Annotated in this window: 24 protein-coding genes; 5 read left to right on the forward strand and 19 right to left on the reverse strand. The window is 42.7% G+C overall.

Annotated elements, in window-relative coordinates; all coding sequences use genetic code 11:
- Positions 1–2 precede the first annotated feature (2 nt).
- Positions 3–1625, forward strand: coding sequence for an apolipoprotein N-acyltransferase (lnt, locus tag ABIE26_RS12715; protein WP_310142373.1), 1623 nt, complete (start codon positions 3–5; stop codon positions 1623–1625).
- On the opposite strand, the gene ABIE26_RS12720 is transcribed toward lnt, so the two are convergent.
- Positions 1622–3262, reverse strand: a complete 1641-nt coding sequence (locus ABIE26_RS12720; protein WP_310142371.1) for an NAD+ synthase — start codon at positions 3260–3262, stop codon at positions 1622–1624. The genes lnt and ABIE26_RS12720 overlap by 4 nt on opposite strands.
- A 23-nt stretch (positions 3263–3285) precedes the next feature.
- Entirely contained in the window at positions 3286–3948 is a 663-nt protein-coding gene (locus ABIE26_RS12725; protein WP_310142370.1) for a porin family protein, read from the reverse strand.
- A gap of 13 nt (positions 3949–3961) precedes the next feature.
- On the opposite strand from ABIE26_RS12725, the gene gldB reads away from it, so the two are divergent.
- The gene (gldB, locus tag ABIE26_RS12730) at positions 3962–4996 is read left to right on the forward strand and encodes a gliding motility lipoprotein GldB (protein ID WP_310142368.1); all 1035 of its coding nucleotides are present in this window, start codon (positions 3962–3964) and stop codon (positions 4994–4996) included.
- 10 nt (positions 4997–5006) lie between these two features.
- On the forward strand, positions 5007–5777 hold the full coding sequence (locus ABIE26_RS12735) for a patatin-like phospholipase family protein (protein ID WP_310142367.1): 771 nt from the start codon (positions 5007–5009) through the stop codon (positions 5775–5777).
- Here ABIE26_RS12735 and ABIE26_RS12740 read toward each other — a convergent pair.
- From ABIE26_RS12740 to ABIE26_RS12770, 7 genes are read right to left on the reverse strand one after another with little or no spacing between them, the layout of a single operon-like run.
- The gene (locus ABIE26_RS12740; RefSeq protein WP_310142365.1) at positions 5767–6495 is read right to left on the reverse strand and encodes a 2-phosphosulfolactate phosphatase; all 729 of its coding nucleotides are present in this window, start codon (positions 6493–6495) and stop codon (positions 5767–5769) included. The two genes, ABIE26_RS12735 and ABIE26_RS12740, sit on opposite strands and share 11 nt — an antisense overlap.
- Positions 6496–6532: 37 nt before the next feature.
- Positions 6533–7612: a glycine cleavage system aminomethyltransferase GcvT gene (gene gcvT / locus ABIE26_RS12745; RefSeq protein ID WP_310142363.1), complete on the reverse strand. Its 1080-nt coding sequence runs from the start codon at positions 7610–7612 to the stop codon at positions 6533–6535.
- A 41-nt stretch (positions 7613–7653) separates the two neighbouring features.
- On the reverse strand, positions 7654–8856 hold the full coding sequence (locus ABIE26_RS12750) for a glycosyltransferase family 4 protein (RefSeq protein WP_310142361.1): 1203 nt from the start codon (positions 8854–8856) through the stop codon (positions 7654–7656).
- A gap of 25 nt (positions 8857–8881) precedes the next feature.
- Positions 8882–9487 carry a ribonuclease HII gene (locus ABIE26_RS12755; RefSeq protein WP_310142360.1) on the reverse strand — a complete coding sequence of 202 codons (606 nt, stop codon included), beginning with the start codon at positions 9485–9487 and terminating at the stop codon, positions 8882–8884.
- Positions 9488–9510: 23 nt separating this feature from the next.
- Positions 9511–10602 (reverse strand): ABC transporter permease, encoded by a 1092-nt coding sequence (locus ABIE26_RS12760; RefSeq protein ID WP_310142358.1) that lies wholly within the window; start codon positions 10600–10602, stop codon positions 9511–9513.
- Complete coding sequence (locus tag ABIE26_RS12765) at positions 10603–11739, reverse strand: glycosyltransferase family 2 protein (RefSeq protein ID WP_310142356.1); 1137 nt, start codon at positions 11737–11739, stop codon at positions 10603–10605.
- The gene (locus ABIE26_RS12770; RefSeq protein ID WP_310142354.1) at positions 11717–12694 is read right to left on the reverse strand and encodes a hypothetical protein; all 978 of its coding nucleotides are present in this window, start codon (positions 12692–12694) and stop codon (positions 11717–11719) included. Before ABIE26_RS12770 ends, ABIE26_RS12765 begins: the two co-directional genes overlap by 23 nt.
- A 43-nt stretch (positions 12695–12737) precedes the next feature.
- Here ABIE26_RS12770 and ruvC point away from each other — a divergent pair, with 43 nt between their 5' ends.
- The gene (ruvC, locus tag ABIE26_RS12775) at positions 12738–13301 is read left to right on the forward strand and encodes a crossover junction endodeoxyribonuclease RuvC (protein ID WP_310142353.1); all 564 of its coding nucleotides are present in this window, start codon (positions 12738–12740) and stop codon (positions 13299–13301) included.
- Positions 13302–13306: 5 nt separating this feature from the next.
- Here ruvC and ABIE26_RS12780 read toward each other — a convergent pair whose 3' ends face one another.
- Positions 13307–14152 (reverse strand): DUF4349 domain-containing protein, encoded by an 846-nt coding sequence (locus ABIE26_RS12780; protein WP_310142352.1) that lies wholly within the window; start codon positions 14150–14152, stop codon positions 13307–13309.
- A 146-nt stretch (positions 14153–14298) separates the two neighbouring features.
- Positions 14299–14514, reverse strand: a complete 216-nt coding sequence (locus ABIE26_RS12785) for a hypothetical protein (protein WP_084237866.1) — start codon at positions 14512–14514, stop codon at positions 14299–14301.
- A gap of 131 nt (positions 14515–14645) precedes the next feature.
- Between ABIE26_RS12785 and ABIE26_RS12790 the strand changes: the two genes are divergently transcribed.
- Positions 14646–16262 (forward strand): DUF4139 domain-containing protein, encoded by a 1617-nt coding sequence (locus tag ABIE26_RS12790; RefSeq protein ID WP_310142351.1) that lies wholly within the window; start codon positions 14646–14648, stop codon positions 16260–16262.
- Between the two features lie 53 nt (positions 16263–16315).
- On the opposite strand, the gene atpG is transcribed toward ABIE26_RS12790, so the two are convergent.
- From atpG to ABIE26_RS12830, 8 genes are all read right to left on the reverse strand, one after another.
- On the reverse strand, positions 16316–17197 hold the full coding sequence (gene atpG, locus ABIE26_RS12795; RefSeq protein ID WP_310142349.1) for an ATP synthase F1 subunit gamma: 882 nt from the start codon (positions 17195–17197) through the stop codon (positions 16316–16318).
- Positions 17198–17228: 31 nt separating this feature from the next.
- The gene (gene atpA, locus ABIE26_RS12800; protein ID WP_084237869.1) at positions 17229–18803 is read right to left on the reverse strand and encodes a F0F1 ATP synthase subunit alpha; all 1575 of its coding nucleotides are present in this window, start codon (positions 18801–18803) and stop codon (positions 17229–17231) included.
- A 58-nt stretch (positions 18804–18861) separates the two neighbouring features.
- The gene (gene atpH, locus ABIE26_RS12805) at positions 18862–19410 is read right to left on the reverse strand and encodes an ATP synthase F1 subunit delta (RefSeq protein WP_310142347.1); all 549 of its coding nucleotides are present in this window, start codon (positions 19408–19410) and stop codon (positions 18862–18864) included.
- Positions 19411–19443: 33 nt separating this feature from the next.
- Positions 19444–19941: a F0F1 ATP synthase subunit B gene (atpF, locus tag ABIE26_RS12810; protein ID WP_310142346.1), complete on the reverse strand. Its 498-nt coding sequence runs from the start codon at positions 19939–19941 to the stop codon at positions 19444–19446.
- A gap of 90 nt (positions 19942–20031) precedes the next feature.
- Positions 20032–20244 carry an ATP synthase F0 subunit C gene (gene atpE / locus ABIE26_RS12815; RefSeq protein ID WP_084237872.1) on the reverse strand — a complete coding sequence of 71 codons (213 nt, stop codon included), beginning with the start codon at positions 20242–20244 and terminating at the stop codon, positions 20032–20034.
- Positions 20245–20287: 43 nt separating this feature from the next.
- Complete coding sequence (gene atpB / locus ABIE26_RS12820; protein ID WP_310142345.1) at positions 20288–21415, reverse strand: F0F1 ATP synthase subunit A; 1128 nt, start codon at positions 21413–21415, stop codon at positions 20288–20290.
- A 17-nt stretch (positions 21416–21432) separates the two neighbouring features.
- Entirely contained in the window at positions 21433–21834 is a 402-nt protein-coding gene (locus ABIE26_RS12825; RefSeq protein WP_310142344.1) for a hypothetical protein, read from the reverse strand.
- Positions 21835–21864: 30 nt separating this feature from the next.
- A complete protein-coding gene (locus ABIE26_RS12830; RefSeq protein WP_310142343.1) occupies positions 21865–22089 on the reverse strand; it encodes an AtpZ/AtpI family protein in 225 nt (74 codons plus the stop codon).
- Between the last annotated feature and the right edge of the window lie 67 nt (positions 22090–22156).

Raw genomic sequence — 22156 nt, forward strand, 5'->3', positions numbered from 1 at the left:
GCATGAACTTCAAAAACACAGCGCCGCTTGCCCTTTTAAGCGCATTTTTAATGTGGCTGGCCTGGCCGCCTATTCCCTATACAACGCCCTTGTTGCTGGTTGGCCTTGTGCCTTTACTGGCAGCCCTGGATAAACTAAAGCAGAACAAGGAAGGGAAAACCGGCAAAAAAGTATTCCTGACGGCTGGGCTGACATTTCTGATCTGGAACACAGCCTGCATATATTGGGTATACAATGCCATCAGTGCGGTGAACAACCCTGTAGTCGCTGCATTCGTCTCACTGATCCCTTTTGGATTAGGGGCCTTGCTGATGACCTTTGCTTTCTGGCTATATTACCGGCTGGGCCGTGTAGTGAATAAAAACCTGGCCTATGCAGGTCTGGTTTCCTTTTATGTGGCCATGGAGTACCTACACCAGAGCTGGGACCTGGCCTTTCCCTGGATGACGCTGGGAAATGGTTTATCGGGCATGCACCAGCTGGCACAGTGGTATGAATATACCGGCGTTTACGGTGGTTCGGTATGGATACTACTGAGCAACATTTTAGCCTTCGAAGCCTGGAAAAAGTGGAAAAGCGATACCAAAGGTTACAGCCGCATAAGGCCCGCTTTGACATGCGCTTTATTGGTGCTGCTGCCTGCTGGCTTATCGCTTACCAGATACAGTCAGTACAAAGAGAAGGAAGTCCCGGTAAACGTGGTAACCGTTCAGCCAAATATAGACCCATACCTGAAATTTGGCGGACTTTCGGCCGCAGAGCAGCTGAATATACTCAGCCATCTTTCCGATTCAGTAGCGCAACCCAATACGGAGTATTTTGTCTGGCCCGAAACAGCCATACCAAGTAATGTGGATGAAGACAGGATCAGGAGCAATACCGATTTCATGATTGCACAGCGCTTTCTGGAAAAATACAAGAACGGCACCTTGATTACCGGACTGGAAAGCGTCAGGTTTTATCCTGATCAGCAAACGCAGTCGGCCAGGAAATACGATAATGGCACCTATGTTGATGTTTTTAACAGTGCCATACAGGTAGAAAACTCGGCCAATGTGCAGTTTTACCACAAATCCAAACTGGTTCCTGGGGTAGAGAAAATGCCCTTCCCCTCAGCACTCGCTATCCTGGCACCTGTTTTTGAGGGCTTTGGTGGTACTGTAGGTGGTTATGGATCACAAAAAGAGCCAGGTGTATTTTACGCATACAGTGGCATTGGTTCCGCGCCTGTGATCTGCTATGAATCCATCTGGGGCGACTGGGTAGGCCAGGCGGTTAAAAACGGGGCGCAGTTTATTGCGGTGATCACCAACGATGGCTGGTGGGGCAATACCTCGGGCAAAGACCAGCACCTGATGTATGCGAGGCTTAGGGCTATAGAAAACCGCAGGTATGTGGTACGCTCGGCCAATACCGGCATTTCCTGCTTCATCAACCAGAAAGGCGATGTGATCAAACAGGCCGGCTGGTGGACAAGAACAGCGCTTAAAGCTGATATCAACTTAAATGATGAACTGACCCTTTACACCAGATCGGGCGACATTATTGCCAAACTCTTATGCATTTCGGCGCTGATCCTGGCATTGCTTATCCCTTACTACCGCTGGGTTAAAAAGAAAAGTTAAGATAGATATTTACCAACTATCGGCATCCTTCGGCCCATGCCGAAGGCTTTAGGCGACACCCTTAAAATTGGCGGGGTCTGATAACGTTTAAACTCTGCGGTGTTTACCATTTTGATAATCCTTTTAACCAGGGGCTCATCGTATCCCTGGGCAATAATAGCTGTTGAACTTTGTTTCAGCTCTATGTACTGGTGCAGGATTTTGTCCAGGATATCGTAATCAGGAAGCGAATCAGAGTCTTTTTGTCCGGGACGCAGTTCGGCCGATGGTGGTTTCACAATTGAGTTTTCCGGGATGACAATGCCATCTTTATTGATGTAATGCGCCAACTGGTAAACCTGGGTCTTATACACATCGCCGATCACGCCGATTGCCCCGCACATATCGCCATACAAAGTACCGTAGCCTACTGCACATTCACTTTTATTGGAGGTATTCAATAAGATGTAGCCAAACTTATTGGACATGGCCATCACAATGATGCCACGGCAGCGGGCCTGAATGTTCTCTTCGGTAAGGTTAAACGGTAATCCGTCAAAAGCCGGTGCCATCATGCTGTCAAAAGCATCGGCAGCTTCTTTTATCGGAATGATCTTGTGCTGGCAGCCGATGTTTTTTACCAGGTCAAGCGCATCCTGTATGGAATGATCTGAGGAATATTTGGATGGCATCAGTACGGCCATTACATTTTCAGGGCCTAAGGCACGACAGGCCAGGGCACAGACCAGGGCAGAATCAATACCACCCGACAAACCCAAAACGGCCTTGCTAAAGCCAGATTTGACAAAATAATCTTTAATGCCCAGTACCAGGGCCTCATAGATCTGCGCTACATCCGGTACGGTCTGATGCTGAACAGGCTGATGCCCCGTAATCACATTGTCTGCAAATTCATAAATGCGCAGCTCCTCCTTAAAATAAGGCATTTCATCAATCAGGTTCCCTTTGGCATCAAAAGCCAAAGATCCGCCATCAAAAATGATCTCGGTTTGAGCGCCAACCTGGTTTACATACAATAAAGGCAGGTTGTATTTTTTAGCATTGTTAGACAGCACCTCTACGCGCTCGTCATCATGACAATAAGAGAAGGGAGAGGCCGCAATATTGATCATCAGCTTTGGTTTCTGGCGAATCAGCTCGTCCATAGGTTCAGCCACATACAAGGGGTTATTGTTGATGTTCCAGAGGTCTTCGCAAATGGTCACCGCAATTTTAATCCCTTTAAAATCCACACATTCAAAATGGCTTGCAGGCTCAAAATAACGGTACTCATCGAACACATCGTAATTGGGCAACAAAGCCTTTTTCACCACACGTTTCAGGCGGCCATCCTCTATAAAATAAGCCGCATTGTACAAATCCTTGCCTGCAAGGATATCATTTTTAACAGGTAAGCCTACAATACAGGCGATGCCCTTGCAATGTGCTGCGATCTCACGGGCTGCCTTTTCGCAAAGGTCGATGAACTCATCAAATTCCAGGAAATCGCGCGGGGGGTACCCGCATATGGCCAGCTCAGCAAATACAACAAGCTCTGCCCCCCGTGCTTTGGCCTGTTCAATATGGTCAATGATCTTTTTTGTATTGTATTCGAAATTACCGATATGATAGTTGAGCTGTGCTAATGCAATTTTCATGTGTTTTTTCTTTAGAATACCGATTAAAAGAATACACCTATATTGAGGCCAATGTAATGGTTGCGAAGGCTATTGGCTTCGCTGCTGCGGATATTGGTAAAGCCATTGTTCAGGCTAAGTCCTGCTGCCACTGTGGTATGATCTGCCACATCAAATTCTGCACCCGCCCCAATGATCAGTCCGGCACGGTAAAACCTGGTATACTTTGAAATGCGCTCGCTATCCGGGCTCTGACCTCCATCTTTGACCACACCATCTCCACTCTGCTTTGCCCCTATTTTAAAGTCGTTGGACAGTCCGAATTGTCCATACCAGCGTACATCACCCAACTGGCCTGTCCGCAGTTTAATGGTAAGCGGGATTTCGATATACTGAAGTTTATACTTTCTTTCAATGGCAATCTGCGATGAATTTACGGTCTGCGCTTCAGTACTCTCACCATTTATGGTGGTAATGGTTAGAGCGGTAGAAAAGCTGTAGTTCTCCGCAAAATTAAAATCACCCAGCAATCCATAAGAAAAACCCAGGGAAACGCCATTGCTTTTTCCGGTTTCAGGTTTAACCCAGCCAATTGTAGGGTGTGCCGTTAAGCCTAACCGGAAACCGTACTCGGGTAATTTAAACTGCTGTGCAAAAAGGTTGGTGCTTAAAAAAATCAGCAGGAAGCCGGGAAACAGTCTTTTCATATGTATATTTGTTATGATGATATATAACGTAAAACTCTGTCAAATCTATCTATTTTTTCTTGTTGTCCTTACTTTTTTTTCATGTAAGCAGTCGGCCAGGCCCGATGTCAGCCATATCGACCTTACTGTAAAAATTGAACGCTTTGACCGCGACCTGGCCCAGGGAAAATCAGCAGGCCTGCAGCAAACGGATGAACTGCTCCAGAAAAAGTACGGCGCATTTTACGACGATTACGTACATCGCATGGTAGGTAATTTTGAGTACAGCAACACAGAGATCTTATCTACATTGTATAAAGATCAGGCCTATTACGATTTAAACAGGGAGGCCGACAGTGTTTTCAGCGACATGAAACCAATAGAAAAAGAGCTGACGCAGACTTTTAAATACATCCGGTATCATTATCCAAAGGCCACGGTACCACGCTTTGTCGCTTTCATTTCGGGCTTTGCCGTTCAAACTCCTATCGGCGACAACTACATGGGCATAGGACTGGATATGTTTCTAGGAAAAAACAGTAAGTTCTACGGGGCAATTGTAGAAAGTGTGCCCTTGTATTTATCGCGGCGCTTTACGCCCGAATATATTGTACCCCGTACTACGGAAACCTTTGCCCGGGAGGAGCTTTTTAAGGAGCGGGACGAAGACCGTTCATTGCTTGCCAAAATGATCTATAATGGGAAGATCCTGTATTTTATGGACCAGGTATTACCGGATGAAACACCCGACTCTGTAAAAATAGGCTATACCACCAAACAGCTGGAGTGGTGTAAAACCTTTGAAAGCGACATATGGGGCTATTACCTGCAAAACAATTTATTGTTTGAAACAGACTATCAGAAAATACAGGTATTTTTAAGTGAAGGTCCTTTTACCCCGGGCCTGGGAGAAAAAAATGAGTCGGCCCCCAAGCTAGGCATATGGATTGGCTGGCAAATTGTTAGAAAATACATGCAGGAGAATAAGCAGGTAACCTTACAGCAGCTGATGGCCGAAAAGGACATGCAAAAAATACTGCAGCAATCAAAATATAAGCCCAAATCATAAAAATTAAGGTATGGCTAAAATAGGCATTGTATTATCTGGTGGCGGAATACGCGGAATTGCACACTTAGGCGTTTTAAAGGCCTTTATGAATGCTGGCATACAGTTTAGCCATATCAGCGGTACCAGCGCAGGCTCTATTGCCGGTGCATTTTACGCAGCCGGTATAGACCCGGAAGAAGGACTGAGTATTTTTATGAAAACCAAGCTGCTGCGCTTTGTAAGGCCAGCTTTAGGAGCTATGGGTCTGGTGAATATTGAACATACCTCCGATCTGCTAAAATCTTATTTCCCCGAAGACAAGATCGAAAACCTGAAAATTCCATTGACCATTGCGACCACCAATTTCAGCGAAGGCAGGTTGGTGTATTTCAATAAAGGACCGCTCATCAGGGCAATACAGGCATCATGCTGCATCCCCGGCATTTTTAAGCCCATCATGATCGATGAGCAGATGTATGTAGATGGAGGTGTACTGAACAATTTCCCGGTAGAGCCTCTGCTTAAAGACTGTGATTTCATTATAGGCTCATCCTGTAACCATTTAAACCCGGTAGATAAGATCACTAAGTTTACTTCACTGATGACCAGGGCAGCCATCATGTCTGTCAACAGAGATATGGAACAAAAAGTAGCTTTATGCAATATCCTTGTAGAGCCCAAAGGGATGGGCAGTATCAATACCTTCGATATGGCCAAAGCCGAAACCATCTACTGGCTGGCCTACGAAGAAGCACTCAAAACGATAAAAAACAGTGAAACGCTAAGCACCCTTAGCCTTTAGCTGGATCCATCGCTACCAAAGCCTCGCCTATAAGCACAGGTATGGCCTGGCAGACGTTGAGCTGCAGGCAGAACCTTACATCGTCTTCTATGTTCAATTCGGCAAGGCGGTGACTGTGCGACGATTTGTGCAGATAACCCCTGAGGTCTTCTTTCGCCAGCAGGTAAAGATCTTCCGCTGCAATACAGGAATCATCAAAATGGGTAAAATCCTTACGCAGTTCATTTACAACCGCACCGGCAAACAAGGTATCTTCCAGATTAAACTTGTCCTTCCATCCTGCGCAAAGCAGCAATACATCTTTTTCCTGGGTCTTAAGCCAGTTACATAACGCTTTTAAGTTCAGAAAAGCACCGATCACTACCTGATGCGCTGTTTCACGGGCCATGTGCAGGGCCTTGGTACCATTTGTGGTAGTGAGGACTACCGTTTTACCTTTCACCTTATCAGCGATATAGGAAAATGGAGAATTGCCAAAGTCATAACCTTCAACAACTTCTCCATTTCGCTCTGCAGCCAGCAAAAAGCCCTTATCTGCATAACTTAAGCAATCTTCAACATGGGCAACGGGAATGATGGCCTCGGCACCATTGTCAATCCCATAAACCATTGACGAGGTGGCTCTTAAAATATCAATAACCACAACAACGCTTTCTTGAATGTCGTACAGGCTTAACAATGCGGGCGTTAAACAAACTTCTATGCTTTTTTTTTGCATGCGGGGCAATTGATGTGCTATTGCAGTGTAAGATTAATTATTTATAAAAAGGGAATTTAACAATTCTGGCCCTGATCTTCTGACTACGGATATGGATAAAGATCTCTGTTCCTTCTTTGGCAAAGGCTTTGTCTACATAGCCCATTCCAATGGCTTTTTGCAGGGAAGGCGATTGTGTTCCTGAGGTAACACGGCCAATTACATTGCCATCGGCATCAACAATTTCATAATCATGACGGGGAATCCCTCTGTCGATCATTTCAAAGCCGATCAGCTTGCGTTTCACACCAGTTTCTTTCTGTGCAAGCAGCGCCTCTGAATTCGTAAATACTTTAGAGAATTTAGTGATCCAACCCAAACCAGCTTCGATTGGCGAAGTGGTATCGTCAATATCGTTGCCATACAAGCAGAAACCCATTTCCAGGCGCAGGGTATCCCTGGCACCTAAGCCAATGGGCTTGATGTTAAATGGTTCGCCAGCCTCGAAAATTGCATTCCAGATCGCATCAGCATGTTCGTTTTCAAAATAAACTTCAAACCCGCCTGCACCGGTATAACCTGTTGCAGAGATCAATACGTTATCGATGCCTGCAAAACGGCCTTTAACAAAGTTGTAGTATTCCATCGAAGCCAGATCAACATCTGTTAAGCTTTGCAATGCTTCGGCAGCTTTTGGTCCCTGAATAGCCAGCAAAGAGGTCTTGTCAGATATGTTGTGCATTTCAACACCTTTGGTATTGAATTTATGAATCCAGTTCCAGTCTTTTTCGATGTTTGAAGCATTTACCACAAGCATATAGGTAAGTTCATCGATACGGTAAACCAGCAAATCATCCACAATACCGCCATCTTCATTTGGCAGGCAGGAATACTGAACTTTGCCATCATACAATTTTGAAGCATCATTACTGGTTACGCGCTGGATCAGATCCAGTGCATTTTCACCTTTCAGGATAAATTCACCCATGTGACTAACGTCAAAAACGCCGACACTGCTTCTTACAACAGCATGCTCTGCATTAATCCCTTCGTACTGAACAGGCATATTGTATCCTGCAAATGGCACCATTTTGGCGCCCAATGAAATGTGTTTATCGGTTAGTGCGGTATTCTTCATACAGTTTAATATCTATAAAAACTCGGCAAAGGTATATAAATTTAGCCACTAATTAATTTTTCATAGATATCCATCATTCTTTTGGAGATCCGGTTGATATCATGGTCCCTTTCCACGGTTTTTCTGGCATTGTCGCCTATTTCGCGCCACTTTTTAGGATTGGTAATGCATTGCAGAATAGAGCGGTAGAATTCATCGGCCGTGTTGGCAATCAGGATATCCTTCCCATGCTCGCAACTGATTCCTTCTGCTGCCATACTTGTAGCGATGATACATTTACTCATAGCCATGCCCTCAATAATTTTTACCCGCATCCCACTGGTAGACAAAAGCGGTACAATCATAATGGCTTTGGAATTGATAAACTCTACAGCATCAAATATCTCGCCCTCTACCACCAGGTTGTCAGAATCATATTCAAAAAACTGGCGCTGCATGTTCTTCCCGGCAATATAAAACCGGAGTTCAGAGTTGAGTTTTTCTATGTCTGGCCATATTTCATCCAGAAACCATTCCAGACCTTCCTTGTTTGGCCTCCAATCCATAGCCCCCAGATGAAAAAGCGTAGGAAAGCTGGTTTTAGAAGGGTCTGTAATGTACTTTTCAAAATCAAGGGCAACCGGAAAAACCTCTAAGGCGGTCTCGCAGCCCATCTTCAGAATGTTTTGCCTGTCAGGCTCGCTGATGGCAAATACCTGGTGAAAACGGTTGATCTGTTCCGTTTCATAATGCTTTAGGCGCCGGGCCAGAAATTGCAGGTATTTTCTTCTGGGCGTAAATTGTTCGCGCATGGCAATCCGCTCCCATACGTCAAACTCTATGTTGTGCGCCCGGTAAATTACTTTCGCCGTACTGTTCGCTTTCACAACATCCAGGTAAGGTACAACAAACAGTCCTTCAAACTGAATGATATCAAATTCATTCTCCTTTAAAATTTCTTCCAGTAAACGCGCTGCATCCTCATCAAAAAACCGCGATACGTTATACGATTCATTGGAAAAGATATTGATCAGTGCCCCCCATACATTCACTTCTGTATCGATGCTAAAGGAATGAAACTTTATCTGTTCAAAAACAGGATCGTAAATATCATCCACATCAATTCTATGTTTGTTGGTGTTGATACTGAACAAAGTGATATCTGCCCCAAGTTTCAGCAAGCCTTTAATGGTGTTGTAAACCACTATAGGATAGCCGCTATTGGGCGGAAAAGGAACTCTGTTTGTGAGGATCAGTGTTTTCAAATTATGTGAAAATACTAATTATCCCTCATATTTCGGAAAAGAGCTTAAGCTGTGGCGGACTAACGGTAAAAGTTTTACGATGGTATGGCGAAAGCCCATATTGAAGCGCCGCCGTACGGTGTACGCTTGTTGGATAGCCTTTATTCTGCTGCCATTGGTAGTGCGGATACTCTTCGGCTATGCGTTCCATAAACTCATCCCGGTGGGTTTTTGCCAGTATAGACGCCGCCGCTATGTTCAGATATTTACCATCTCCTTTAACTACACAGGCATGCGGAATATCGGCATATTTTTTAAACCTGTTACCATCAATACTTAAATATTGAGGCTGCACATGTAGCTGTTCTATTGCCCTGTGCATGGCCAGGAAAGAAGCGTTTAAAATGTTAATCTGATCAATCTCTATGTTGTCTACCGCAGCAACCGCCCAGGCAATTGCTTCCTTTTCTATGATGAGTCTGAGTTTTTTACGCTGGTTATGGCTCAGCTGCTTGGAATCGTTCAGCTCTCCGGCAATGAAATCGGGGGGCAGAATTACAGCCGCTGCAAATACAGGGCCAGCCAGGCAGCCTCTGCCGGCTTCATCACAGCCGGCTTCCAGAAATTCTTGCTGATAACAGTTCAGTAGCATAACACAAAGTTAATAAATTAGCTTTACACAGATATATTCTGCGATTTAACATCAAAAGCATCACGCAGGCCAATGGCCAGTAAATTAAATGCATATACCGTAAGCATAATGGCCAATCCCGGAAGTACTGCAAGATAAGCAGCATCCATGATGATGTACCCATAATGTTCCTTGATCATCCCTCCCCAGCTGGGCATAGGCGGCTGTGCACCAAACCCTAGAAAGCTCAGGCCCGTTTCCAGCAAAATCGCAGCAGCAAAATTTGCAGAGGCCACCACCAGTACAGGACCTGCAATGTTTGGCAATATATGCCTGGTTATGGTCCTTGAAGTCGAAAATCCAAGCGCCTTAGCTGCTTCGACAAATTCAACTTCTTTAAGCGCCATTACCTGGCCCCGTACCAAACGCGCCACATCTACCCAGGTAGACAACCCCACAGCAATGAATATCTGCCAGAAACCTTTCCCTAAAGCAAAGGAAATGGCAATGACGAGCAATAAAGATGGCAGCGACCAGATCACATTCATAAACCAGCTGATGGCAGCATCTGTTTTACCGCCAAAATAACCCGCCAGCGCACCCAGACCTACCCCAATGAAAAGGGATAGCAGTACCGCCATAAGTCCTACCGATAAGGATACACGGATGCCCAGGATCAACCGGCTCAGTAAATCACGCCCATACATATCGGTTCCCAGCCAATAGGTTTGCTGGTACCGTTGCTCTGCCCCTCTAAAAGGATACACAGCTTCTTCTGCCTGTTCATCGTCTCCGATATATTCCCTCACATATACTTTGTTTCCTTCTACACGGTGCGCTGTTATCGGAATGCTCTTAAAATCTGCTTCTTGTCCGTAAAGCATCCGCTCCAGAAAATTTACCTTTTTAATGTTTTTCTTTTTGCTGACGATTAAAAAATCAAAAGTACGGCCCGGCTTTTTATTGCTCAACTGCAGGTGCATGGTATTGGCCATTGGCGTTTGGTCGGGCGTAATCAGGTAGCCCAGAATGCCCATCAAAGCGAGCAGCAGAATAAACAGCAAGCCACCAAAAGCCATTTTATTTTGCTTAAAACGCTTCCATATCTTAGCTGAAGGGCTGCTGTTGTTTTCCATTTATTTTACCATTCTGTCTTTCCAGTTATACTTTCCACTATTTCCTGCAATACCGATATAAACGATATATAAAATGTGCAGCAGGTTAAGAACAGGCAATAACACCAGTAATTTTCGCCTTTTGGCAAAACCAGTTACATCGTATAAAAATAAGTATTCAGCTATCATTTTTAACAGCAGCTGAACCAAAGCCAGCTTCAGATAAAAGATATTAAAAATCCCTGCCACAATATTCACAAGTATGCTCAGGTTAAATAGCCAGACACAAACCCCCAATACAATGATAGACTTGTTCTTGTAACGGGTACTTTTTGAAGCCCATCTTTTGCGTTGCTGAATAAACTCCTTCAGCGTAGCTTTAGGGTGGGTATACACCATTGCTGCTTCATTTTTCAGAAAACCAATATTGCCCTCAAACTTCGCTGCCATCTTATGCAGCAACAATTCATCATCGCCCGAAGCCAGATCATCTATGCCCTTAAAGCCTCCTACTTGATAAAAAGCATCCTTTTCGTAAGCCAGATTAGCCCCATTACAGGTGGATGGCTTTTTATTGCCAATGGTAGAGGCCCCCAAACCAATCAGATACAAAAATTCCAGCGTTTGAGCGCGTTCAAAGAAACTCTTTTCTTCAAAATAAGCTACCGGAGAAGAAATCATCTTGTAGTTTTTTTCCTCATAAAAGCCGACTACTGTTTTGAGCCAGTCGGGCCCCATTCTGCAATCTGCATCGGTGGTCACAATTAAACTGCCTGAAGATTGGGCAATGGCGGTTTGAATGGCCTTCTTTTTATAGGAATTGAGTGTTTGTCCTTCATTAAGGCGAATCAGCTTAACACCCCTTTCCGCATAAGACTCTATAATCTCAGCGGTCTGGTCAGTCGAATGGTCATCAACAAAAATGAGTTCTGTAAGCTGTTTATCATAGTTTTGGGCCAGCAGATCTTCTATGGTTTTAGCAATATTTCCTGATTCATTACGTGCAGCTACCAGCACAGATACTTTTGTCGTCAGGTTTTGCTTTTGCTGTATAAAATAGCTCAGCTTATGCCAACCTCTTATAAAAGCGATAACAACTACGATATATAAAACCGTTAAAAAAGAAGAAATGACACTAATTATGCTGAGTATTTCCAAAAAAGTTAAGTTTAAACACAAAATAAGAGCCTAATATAGCAGGAATTATAATATTTATAAGCCATATACTGGCAGTACATGCAATTACAGCTACATCATGGGTGGTTACATAACCAAAAAAGTAAGATGCTGTGACACTTCTAACCCCAATGTCAAATAAATCCAATGAAGGTAAAGTAGACTGTACGAAGAAAAGAATACTGACCATCATCAGGATATCCAGCGGATGGATCTCGGGAATCAGCCAGAAAAAAAGGATAAAATACTGGGTACTAAATACCAAGTAACGGGCCAGGCAAAACAATAAGATCTTTAGCAACTCCATTTTGCTGTATCGTGCTAAAATGTTGTAAAATTTCTTGTATTTACGCGTAAAGCGCATCGAAAGTAATATGCCGTTGAGCCACCTGATATTAAAATAAAAAATAATAAAAAATGTGCAAAACATTACTGTCAGGGCCACCAATGCATAAAAAAGGCGGTAGTCAATATTTGCAAACCGATAAATAAATATACTCAGGGCCAGGGCTCCAAAAACATTGGTAAGCACCATTTGCCCGATATTGCCTACGGCCATGGCCACTACACCTATAATCCTTCTTTTAGGCGATAAAAAAAATACACGGCCTCCGTACTCCCCTATGCGGTTTGGGGTAAATACAGCCCATGTTAATCCACAAAAAACAGATTCAACCGCCCTCCACAAACTGATCTGTTCAACCCTTGCAATGAGCCGCTTCCATTTAAAAGCCTCCAATCCCCAGTTGATCAGCATTAACAAACATACAGTAGTAAGTACAATGATGATTTCCTGGCGTGGTACCTGGGTCAAAAGCTTTTCAAATTCCTTTAAATTCTGATTAGCCGATAGTTTCTGATATATAAACCAGAATGCAAAAGTTACAATCGCGGCTTTAAGAAGGTAGGAAAGTATTTTTTTATAATGGGATGTCAATTTTTTTGCTTTTACTCTCTGCAAATATGCTTAATATTGTTGTATGTTGGCTGAAAAAAAGGAAAGGGTGATCATGGGCATAGACCCGGGAACAGCAATAATGGGCTATGGCGTGATCCTGGAGCGGGGAAGCAAAATTGAACTTATCAGTATGGGTATTGTACGGATGGACCATCTCGAAGATCACTTTCTAAAGCTGCAGCGGATATTCGAAAAAACAATAAACTTAATAGACGAGTACAAACCAGATACTTTGGCTCTTGAAGCTCCTTTTTACGGCAAAAACATCCAGGTAATGTTAAAGTTGGGCCGGGCCCAGGGGATTGCCATGGCAGCGGCCCTATCCAGGAATATACCCATCAATGAATATGCGCCCCGAAAAATAAAGCAATCCATTACGGGGAACGGCAGTGCCGGGAAAGAGCAGGTAGCAGCCATGCTGCAAAGGCTGCTGGATTTTAAAGAAACGCCTGAGTTTCTGGATGCTACCGACGGACTCGCCGTAGCCGTTTGTCATTCTTTTCAAAAAGTAGGTAATGCCGGCAAGGGCAAAACCTACTCTGGATGGGAGTCTTTTGTTAAAGACAATAAAAAAAGAATAAAATAAGCTGATTACACCTGCGTGCGTTTTTTCCTGTAATACCTGAAGGTAAAATATCCGGCTATCAGCAACAGGAACAACATCCATAAATTCGTTAAGATCAGAACAAATTCTTTAAAGATTACCCATCCGTTCTGAATATTTAACACAAACCTGCGCAGGAAATCAGGCTTGTAATCATACAGGGTATCATTGGCTACAATCATTTTTTTAACGGTGTTGTCCTGGTAAAAGTTAAGGGTAATGTTGCTGTATTGTACCCGACTGTCGATCTGCATATTCTGAATCTTCTTATCTACATAATCATCCTTAACCACCAGGGCAGTTTCTACATTATTGCTTTTTTTGTTTGCATGTTTGTTCAACTGCTGTGTTGCCTCTACCCGGTTCTGGTTTTTGAGTTTATTGCTCAGGTAAACCAGGCTCTGATCATCAAGTTTCATCGACTGGAAGTCGACAAATACCGCCATTTTTGCAACCTTATTGGTAAACTCGTCCAGTTTATCAGAAGGAACTTTTGCCGTAACGGCCCCTTCCGTTCTGTACGCCGTAAGCTCAAGCAGCGAATCGGCTGAATATTTAACTTTTTCGCTCTGCTGGATATTGCTCTGAATGCTAAACTCTGCAATGGTGCCACCTTCGGCCCTTATGGCCGCACTTAACTTCTCTTTCGTTTGCTGTACATCCTTTACCCTGAAACGCATGTCGGCAGTTTTAATGATCTTTTCAGCAAGTGTAGAATCACTCGCTTCAAGATTTTCAGCTGTCGCGTCTGCTGCACTTTCACGTGATTTATTGGCGTTCTGACAGCCCCATGCGCCCAGAACAATTGCTACGTAAATGAAATACTTTTTCATAATATCAATGGTTAGATTTCTCCTTTATACCGACAGCATGACAAAGTAACCTGTGATTTTTTGTCCTAGCCAAAATATTACAAACGAACAAGCCCCCATCAACCTGAGCTGATGAGGGCCTTATTTTAAAAATCTATTTGTACAGCTTAAGCGTCCAGTATCTTAAATACGGCTTTACATGCGATGATAGAACCAATGGTCAGAATTACCCACGACACGATTGACAAAGTAGTAGAATCTGCAGCAAAACGCAAATAAACACCCAAAATACTGATTAATACCCCTACGGTCATCAATTTATAAATTGAAGTCTCGTTAGCTCTCTTCATGCTTTCTGTATTGTGCTTTGGTGTCTGTTCCATACTATTTTTATTTAATGGCACAAAAATAATATTAATTAGCTAAAAAGCAGAACAACACGACTATAAAATTTTATCTTATCTCTGCTTATGGATTAACTTTAGTACCTGCATCTTTACAAAAACATCATTTTATGAAACGGATCATTTTAATATTATTAGCAAGTTTTAGCACATTCTGCGGCTATGCCCAGTCCCCCCGTATATTTAATAGCCAGCTGGAATCGGTTACCGTCTACAGCCTGGGGGCCGAACTAAACCATAAAGCCAAAGTCAGCCTCCCTGCAGGCACCAGTGAAATCATTCTGGCCAATGTAGCCAACACAGTTGATGAAAGCAGTATTCAGATCAGTGTACCTTCCAATGTGACCATTTTATCCACCAGCTTCTCCAGGGACTTTTTAAAGAACGAGAACAAAAGCCCGGCTTATGTTAAAGTGGAAGACAGCCTGCAGTTCATCAAAAGAGAACTGAACAAACTGGAAACCAAGCGCATTGTAGAAGAAAACCTGCTGGTTTTGCTCGATAAAAACCAGGCCATTGGCGGATCCAATACCGGTGTAAATGTTGCAGAACTGATGAAGGTAGCCGACTACTACAAAAACAAACAACTGGAACTCAGGAACAACATTTTTAATCTTAAAGAAGCTGAAGCATTACAACAAAAAAAGATCGCAAGAATGCAGCGTCAGCTGCAGGAGTTGAGTCTGGACAAAAGTGGCACATCCGGGCAGATCATTTTGCAGCTGATGGCCTCTACAGCGGCCAATGCAGACCTGAACATCAGCTACCTGACACCCAGCGCAGCCTGGATTGCCTTTTACGACCTGAGGGCAGAAAATACCATAGCACCACTTAAAATTGTCTATAAGGCAAACGTAACGCAGTCTACCGGGCTCGACTGGAAAAAGGTAAAGCTGAGCCTTTCTACCGGCAACCCATCCCAAAATGGCACAGCCCCGCTGCTATCGGCCTGGTTCCTGCAGTTCGGAGAGCCTGAATATGCTTATAGAAACAAAAAACTAATGTACCAGAACAGGATTCAATCTATGGCGATGCCGGCACCTGTAGTTAAAGAGGAAGCGCTGCCGCTAATGGAAAAACAGGCTAGCGCGCCTGTAGTTCAGCAGAACGAGAATATGCTCAACGCTACTTTTGATATTGAAATCCCCTACGATATCGCCTCCAACAGCAAGCCCCATAGTGTAATTCTGAAAGAGTTTAGTCAGCCTGCAATATTCAAATACTACAGTGTGCCTAAAATGGATGGAGATGCGTTCCTGATGGCCGAAATCACAAATTACGACAAACTGAACCTGCTACCTGGGGAGGCGAATATCATTTTCGAAAATAGCTATGTGGGCAAATCCTTCATCAACCCCAATGCCACTACCGACACCCTGAACCTGAGTATGGGCAGAGATAAAAAGATCACCATCAAAAGAGAGAAGATAGCGGAGCAAACAGGCGTCAAATTTATCGGCAACAGCAAAAAACAAACCTTTACCTATGAAATCCGATTGCGCAACGGAAAAAAAGAAGCCGTAGACCTCTTACTGAAAGATCAGTACCCGGTGTCCACAGATAAGGATATGGAAGTAGAACTCTTAAATGCAGGCGGGGCCTCGGTAAACAAAGAAACCGGGGTGCTTACCTGGAAACTTAACCTGAAGCCCGGAGCTACCGAAACCATCCGGATCAGCTATTCAGTAAAATATCCCAAGGATAAGAACATCCTTAACCTCCAATAACAAAAAAGGCCCGGATCTATGTGATCCGGGCCTTTTCTTTATATCAGATACGATTAACCATTCAATGCTGCCGCACCACTTACGATCTCGGTAAGTTCGGTAGTAATTGCGGCCTGACGTGCCTGGTTGTACGAAAGTTTTAAAGCTTTCAGCAGGTCGCCGGCATTTTCAGTTGCTTTATCCATTGAAGTCATACGTGCCCCATGTTCAGATGCATGCGAATCAAGTACAGCTTTGTACAACTGGATCTTAACAGATTTAGGGATCAGCTGTGCTACAATTTCTTCCTGAGAAGGTTCAAGGATATAATCTACATTTGAGGTTTTAACATCTGCGGCTTCCTCTGCTTTAGGCAATGGCAACAGTTGTTCAGTTGTTAAAATTTGCACTGCTGCATTTTTAAACCTATTGTAAACCAACTCAACCCTGTCAAACTCTCCCTTAACAAAACCATCCATGATGGCATCTGTAATTTTGGTTACATTTTCAAAAGTAAGTGCTGAAAATACTTCGTTATTGTTTCCAATTACATTGTAATTACGTTTCTCATAAAAATCCTGGGATTTCTTACCAATTGCTACAATGCTTACGTTGCCATTTTTCAGCTGTTCGCTATACTTTTCAGCAATTAAATTATTCGCAGCTTTAATTACGTTCATGTTAAACGCACCGGCAAGACCACGGTTAGAAGAAACCACTACAATTAGCACCTTGTTCGGCTCACGCTCCTGTATGAAAGGTGAAGATGACGCCTCCAGACTTGCAGAAAGATTTCCTAAGATCTCTTTAAGCTTGGTTGCATAAGGACGTAATTGTATGATAGCATTGGTAGCACGTTTTAACTTGGCAGCCGAAACCATTTTCATGGCTTTGGTAATCTGCTGTGTAGATTGCACCGATGCTATACGAATTCTTACTTCTTTTAAATTAGCCATTTTTTAATTTATAGTAGATAGTACCTGGTGATTAGTATTTGCTTGACAGCTCTTTTGCTACAGTTTCCAGTACGCCAGTAATCTGGTCATCAAATTTTCCAGCTTTTAAAGCCTTTAAAGTATCAGGATGACGCAGTTCCAGTTGCTGCAGGTACTCAGCTTCAAATTCTTTCACTTTATTTACAGGTACAGAACGCATCAGGTTTTTGGTACCTACATAAATGATCGCAACCTGTTTTTCAACAGTCATTGGTGAGAACTGACCTTGTTTTAAGATCTCCACGTTACGTGCACCTTTATCCAATACAGATTTGGTAGCGGCATCCAGGTCAGAACCGAATTTAGAGAAAGCCTCCAGCTCGCGGTATTGTGCCTGATCCAGCTTTAAAGTACCGGCAACCTTCTTCATCGATTTGATCTGAGCGTTACCACCTACACGTGATACCGAGATACCTACGTTAATAGCCGGGCGGATACCAGAGTTAAACAGGTTACTTTCCAGAAAGATCTGACCGTCGGTAATTGAAATTACGTTGGTAGGGATATATGCAGAAACGTCACCAGCCTGAGTTTCGATGATAGGAAGTGCGGTTAATGAGCCACCACCTTTAACGATACCTTTCAATGACTCAGGTAAATCATTCATATCTCTTGCAATCTCATCGTTTGAGTTGATCTTAGCTGCACGCTCCAATAAGCGGCTGTGCAGATAGAATACGTCACCAGGATAAGCCTCACGGCCCGGTGGACGACGCAACAACAGAGAAACCTCACGGTAAGCAACAGCCTGTTTAGACAAATCATCATAAACGATTAATGCCGGCCTTCCTGTATCACGGAAGAACTCACCGATAGCTGCACCCGAGAAAGGAGCATAAAACTGCAGCGGAGCAGGCTCAGCAGCAGAAGCAGCAACAACTACAGTATAAGGCATTGCACCATTTTCTTCTAAAGTACGTACAATGTTTGCTACAGTACTTGCTTTTTGTCCGCAGGCTACATAGATACAGAATACAGGGTTACCTGCTTCATAAAATTCTTTTTGGTTGATAATGGTATCGATACATACAGCAGTTTTACCAATCTGACGGTCACCAATAACCAGCTCACGCTGACCACGGCCAATTGGAATCATTCCATCAATCGCTTTGATACCTGTTTGTAAAGGCTCGGTAACCGGCTGACGGTAGATTACGCCCGGAGCTTTACGCTCTATCGGCATTTCATAGGTTTCACCAAGGATAGGTCCTTTACCATCAATTGGCTCACCCAATGTATTTACCACACGACCCAACATACCTTCACCAACTTTAATAGAGGCAATTTTTTTAGTACGTTTTATCGTATCACCTTCCTTGATATTGTCGGATGGGCCTAAAAGTACCACACCCACGTTATCTTCTTCAAGGTTCAAAACAATTCCCTGTAAGCCGGTTTCAAATTCAACTAATTCGCCCGATTGAACTTTAGTTAAACCATAAACACGGGCAATACCATCGCCCACCTGCAATACAGTACCAACTTCTTCAAGTTCTGCTTCTGATTTGAAGCCCGCCAATTGTTGCCTGATAATTGCCGATACTTCGTCTGGTCTTACCTCTACCATAATTTTATATTATTTCTTTTGTAAATTCAGTATTTGTTATCTATATCTTCCCTCAGGATTATGCAATCCCCTGGGCAAATTCTTTTTTAAGTTTATTTAAACTGCTGGCAATGCTGGCATCAAACTGCCTGTCACCAACTTTCAAAATAAAGCCCCCTATCAGTTTATCATTAACTTTTTCTCTGATCACTACTTCGTTGGCACCAATTTCTTTCTTTACGATAGCTACAATCTCCGCCCTGCTCTCGGCAGTAAGTTCAGTAGCAGTAGTTACATAAGCGGTTACGATACCTTTAAGGGCATTGTACTGGGCTATAAATGATTTTGATATATCAAATAGAATTGCAGAGCGTCCTTTGTTTACAATCAGCTTTGCAAAAGCTCTGGTAGCTTCATTAACCTTAGCGCCAAGTATATTTTCCAGTATCCCTGATTTTTTGTCCAAAGGAACAATAGGATTTTTAAGAATGGCTTCCAGTTCCGGGTTCTGATCGATCACTTGCTCTAAAAAAACCATATCATTTTTAATCTCCTCAAGGGCATTGCGCTCTTTTGCAAGATCAATTAGTGATTTGGCGTATCTTGATGCTGCTTTATTTTCTGACATTTTTTAGGGTATATCTAGCTAAACAAAAACCAATTAGTTTAATTCAACATCTTTTAAAAGATTAGCAACTAAATCCTCCTGCTTAGCTTTATCCTGAAGCTGGTTACGCAATACGCGTTCAGCTATATCCAGTGATAAAGTGGAAACCTGATTTTTCAATTCGGCTAAAGCTGCTTTCTTCTGGTTCTCGATTTCAATCTTTGCTTTTTCAATCAGTTTGGCGCCTTCGTTATGCGCCTGTGTTTTGGCCTCATTAACAATATTATCTTTCAGCGTTTTTGCCTCTTTAAGGATCAGATCACGCTCAGCACGGGCCTGTTTAATCAACTCTTCGTTCTGAGTAGTTAAACGCGCCATTTCAAGTTTAGCCAGTTCAGCTTTGTTTAAAGCTTCATCGATGCTTTGCTCACGCTCGTGAATAGATGCCAGAATTGGTTTCCAGGCAAACTTCCTAAGCAAAATCAACAGACCAACAAAAGCTACTGTTGTCCAAAAAACTAATCCTATACTTGGGAGAACTAAAGGGTTCATATGTTCTTAACTTTCTTAATGTAATTTTAATTTAGATCAGGAAATAACCAATCGTTAAATTCCTGATCATAAAAATAATTCTGTTTGCTATTAAACTTGTAAGCCTAATAATGAAACTACCACACCGAATAAAGCAGCACCCTCGATAAGGGCAGCAGCGATAATCATCGCAGTTTGAATTTTTGATGCAGCTTCTGGCTGACGAGCAATACCTTCCATTGCTTTTCCACCAACTTGACCGATACCGATACCGGCACCAATTACTGCTAAACCGGCACCTATCGCCGCGATTGAACCTACCATAACTAATTTAATTTATATATAATTTGTAAAAAATAGTTTCTAATTAATGATGATGCTCCTCTACTGCCATTCCAATAAACAGCGCAGTAAGCAATGTAAAAATAAAGGCCTGTAAAAATGCCACCAGCAATTCCAGCACATCCATAAACAACACGAATGCAATAGACACCGGCGCCATAGCCAAAGTTTCAAATATAAAGATCAGTGAAATTAAGCTCAGTACAATGATGTGACCTGCCGTGATGTTGGCAAACAAACGGATCATCAAGGCAAAAGGCTTAGAAATTACACCGATAAGCTCTACAGGGATCATGATCGGATACAACCACCATGGCACGTCCGGCAAAAGGATATGTTTCCAATAATACTTGTTACCATTTAAGTTTACGATCAGCAAGGTACCTATCGCCAGTACAAATGTAAGGGCTATATTACCGGTTACGTTTGCACCTCCAGGAAAGATAGGAACCAAACCCAGCATGTTGTTGATCCAGATAAAGAAAAATACGGTTAACAAGTATGGCATAAACTTTTCATACTTATGCCCGATATTAGGTTTTGCAATATCATCTCTCACAAAAAGGATGATCGGCTCAATAAATGACTGTAAACCTTTAGGTGCTTTACCTACACGTTTTTTATAAGCCGATGCTACAGAGATAAACACAATCAGAATAACAGCAATAGCAACAAACATTGCCGCAACGTTCTTGGTAATAGAGAAATCGAGCAACTGAGCTGAAAGCGCTTCATCAACCTGGCCATCGGCACCAACAATCTTTACTTTATCTTCTACCAAACGATAAGTATATTTTGAACTTGCATAATCGTGTTCTCCATGGTGAAAATGACCTGAAGAGAACACATCCAAACCTGCAGGCGTATAAACAATTACCGGAAGTGGTAAAGAAGTATGCCCCCATAAATGCCACATATGCGAATCCGCAATGTGCTCCATAATTACCTTTGTAGGTTCAAATTTTTCTTTTCCATGTGATGTGCCATGTTGCTCGGCATGCGCAGGAGCAGTTAAGGCAACAGAATCAGGTGCAACTACAGCACTGTCAACCTGGGCAAAAGCTGGCGACGTAACAGAAAAAAACGCTAAAAAAAGCGCAAAAACAACAATTAACCTATTCACTTTAAACTTAAAAACGTGGCTACAATCCATTTAGTCGCAGATTTTTACTATTTATTTTGGTGGCGCAAGTTACGTAACAAAGAGTATATTTCAAAGAAGCTGAACAATAAATATAAAGAAAAAAAATTTAGCACCAAAACAAGCCCTTTTTCTTTCGTATTTTGGCTGTAAATCAGCACAAAAGCCATAGAAAAAAGCATCTTCAATGCTATTGATCCCATAATGGCCATAATTCCGGCTTCAGGGTTTCTTTTCATACCCAAATCAGCAAGAATATAAGCTATAAAAGTAATGCCCGCCAAAAAAATAAATAATACCCAGAATTTGGATACCAACAACGTTACACCGGGCAGAGCTAAGGGCAGAAAATAAGCAACAAGACCTAAAATGGCTGTATATACTAAATAGGAAAGGGTAAACTTGATCAGGCTCAATTCTATATTTTTCACAAAAGTATATATAACTATCGGTTTCAACAATCAGGAATCATTTTTATTCAATTGTTTCACAACCTGGTACATGGAAACAGCTACACCCGCCAGGCTTAGTGCTGCTGTAAAAATCGGAGTTTTTGAATTTCTCCATTCATCAATTTTATAACCGGCAAAGGCAAAAGCACCAATCACTACAATCATCTGAAAACTGATAGAGGAATATCTGGCAAAGGTGTTTAAGCCTTTTTTCCGCTGTTCAGGATCTTTCATATTCATAGGTCTTATAAATAAAATATCTTTTGTTAAGAAGTTATGGTTGAATAAAATACTTTTGTAT

This window comes from Pedobacter africanus, from assembly GCF_040548825.1.
In the GTDB taxonomy this organism is placed as follows: domain Bacteria; phylum Bacteroidota; class Bacteroidia; order Sphingobacteriales; family Sphingobacteriaceae; genus Pedobacter; species Pedobacter africanus_A.

What these genes read in the sequence shown, in the direction of transcription:
- lnt (WP_310142373.1), top strand. Translation starts at nt 3, where the DNA reads ATGAACTTCAAAAACACAGCGCCGCTTGCCCTTTTAAGCGCATTTTTA.
- ABIE26_RS12720 (WP_310142371.1), bottom strand. Translation starts at nt 3,262, where the DNA reads ATGAAAATTGCATTAGCACAGCTCAACTATCATATCGGTAATTTCGAA.
- ABIE26_RS12725 (WP_310142370.1), bottom strand. Translation starts at nt 3,948, where the DNA reads ATGAAAAGACTGTTTCCCGGCTTCCTGCTGATTTTTTTAAGCACCAAC.
- gldB (WP_310142368.1), top strand. Translation starts at nt 3,962, where the DNA reads ATGATGATATATAACGTAAAACTCTGTCAAATCTATCTATTTTTTCTT.
- ABIE26_RS12735 (WP_310142367.1), top strand. Translation starts at nt 5,007, where the DNA reads ATGGCTAAAATAGGCATTGTATTATCTGGTGGCGGAATACGCGGAATT.
- ABIE26_RS12740 (WP_310142365.1), bottom strand. Translation starts at nt 6,495, where the DNA reads ATGCAAAAAAAAAGCATAGAAGTTTGTTTAACGCCCGCATTGTTAAGC.
- gcvT (WP_310142363.1), bottom strand. Translation starts at nt 7,612, where the DNA reads ATGAAGAATACCGCACTAACCGATAAACACATTTCATTGGGCGCCAAA.
- ABIE26_RS12755 (WP_310142360.1), bottom strand. Translation starts at nt 9,487, where the DNA reads ATGCTACTGAACTGTTATCAGCAAGAATTTCTGGAAGCCGGCTGTGAT.
- ABIE26_RS12760 (WP_310142358.1), bottom strand. Translation starts at nt 10,602, where the DNA reads ATGGAAAACAACAGCAGCCCTTCAGCTAAGATATGGAAGCGTTTTAAG.
- ruvC (WP_310142353.1), top strand. Translation starts at nt 12,738, where the DNA reads ATGTTGGCTGAAAAAAAGGAAAGGGTGATCATGGGCATAGACCCGGGA.
- ABIE26_RS12780 (WP_310142352.1), bottom strand. Translation starts at nt 14,152, where the DNA reads ATGAAAAAGTATTTCATTTACGTAGCAATTGTTCTGGGCGCATGGGGC.
- ABIE26_RS12785 (WP_084237866.1), bottom strand. Translation starts at nt 14,514, where the DNA reads ATGGAACAGACACCAAAGCACAATACAGAAAGCATGAAGAGAGCTAAC.
- ABIE26_RS12790 (WP_310142351.1), top strand. Translation starts at nt 14,646, where the DNA reads ATGAAACGGATCATTTTAATATTATTAGCAAGTTTTAGCACATTCTGC.
- atpG (WP_310142349.1), bottom strand. Translation starts at nt 17,197, where the DNA reads ATGGCTAATTTAAAAGAAGTAAGAATTCGTATAGCATCGGTGCAATCT.
- atpA (WP_084237869.1), bottom strand. Translation starts at nt 18,803, where the DNA reads ATGGTAGAGGTAAGACCAGACGAAGTATCGGCAATTATCAGGCAACAA.
- atpH (WP_310142347.1), bottom strand. Translation starts at nt 19,410, where the DNA reads ATGTCAGAAAATAAAGCAGCATCAAGATACGCCAAATCACTAATTGAT.
- atpF (WP_310142346.1), bottom strand. Translation starts at nt 19,941, where the DNA reads ATGAACCCTTTAGTTCTCCCAAGTATAGGATTAGTTTTTTGGACAACA.
- atpE (WP_084237872.1), bottom strand. Translation starts at nt 20,244, where the DNA reads ATGGTAGGTTCAATCGCGGCGATAGGTGCCGGTTTAGCAGTAATTGGT.
- atpB (WP_310142345.1), bottom strand. Translation starts at nt 21,415, where the DNA reads ATGGATTGTAGCCACGTTTTTAAGTTTAAAGTGAATAGGTTAATTGTT.
- ABIE26_RS12830 (WP_310142343.1), bottom strand. Translation starts at nt 22,089, where the DNA reads ATGAAAGATCCTGAACAGCGGAAAAAAGGCTTAAACACCTTTGCCAGA.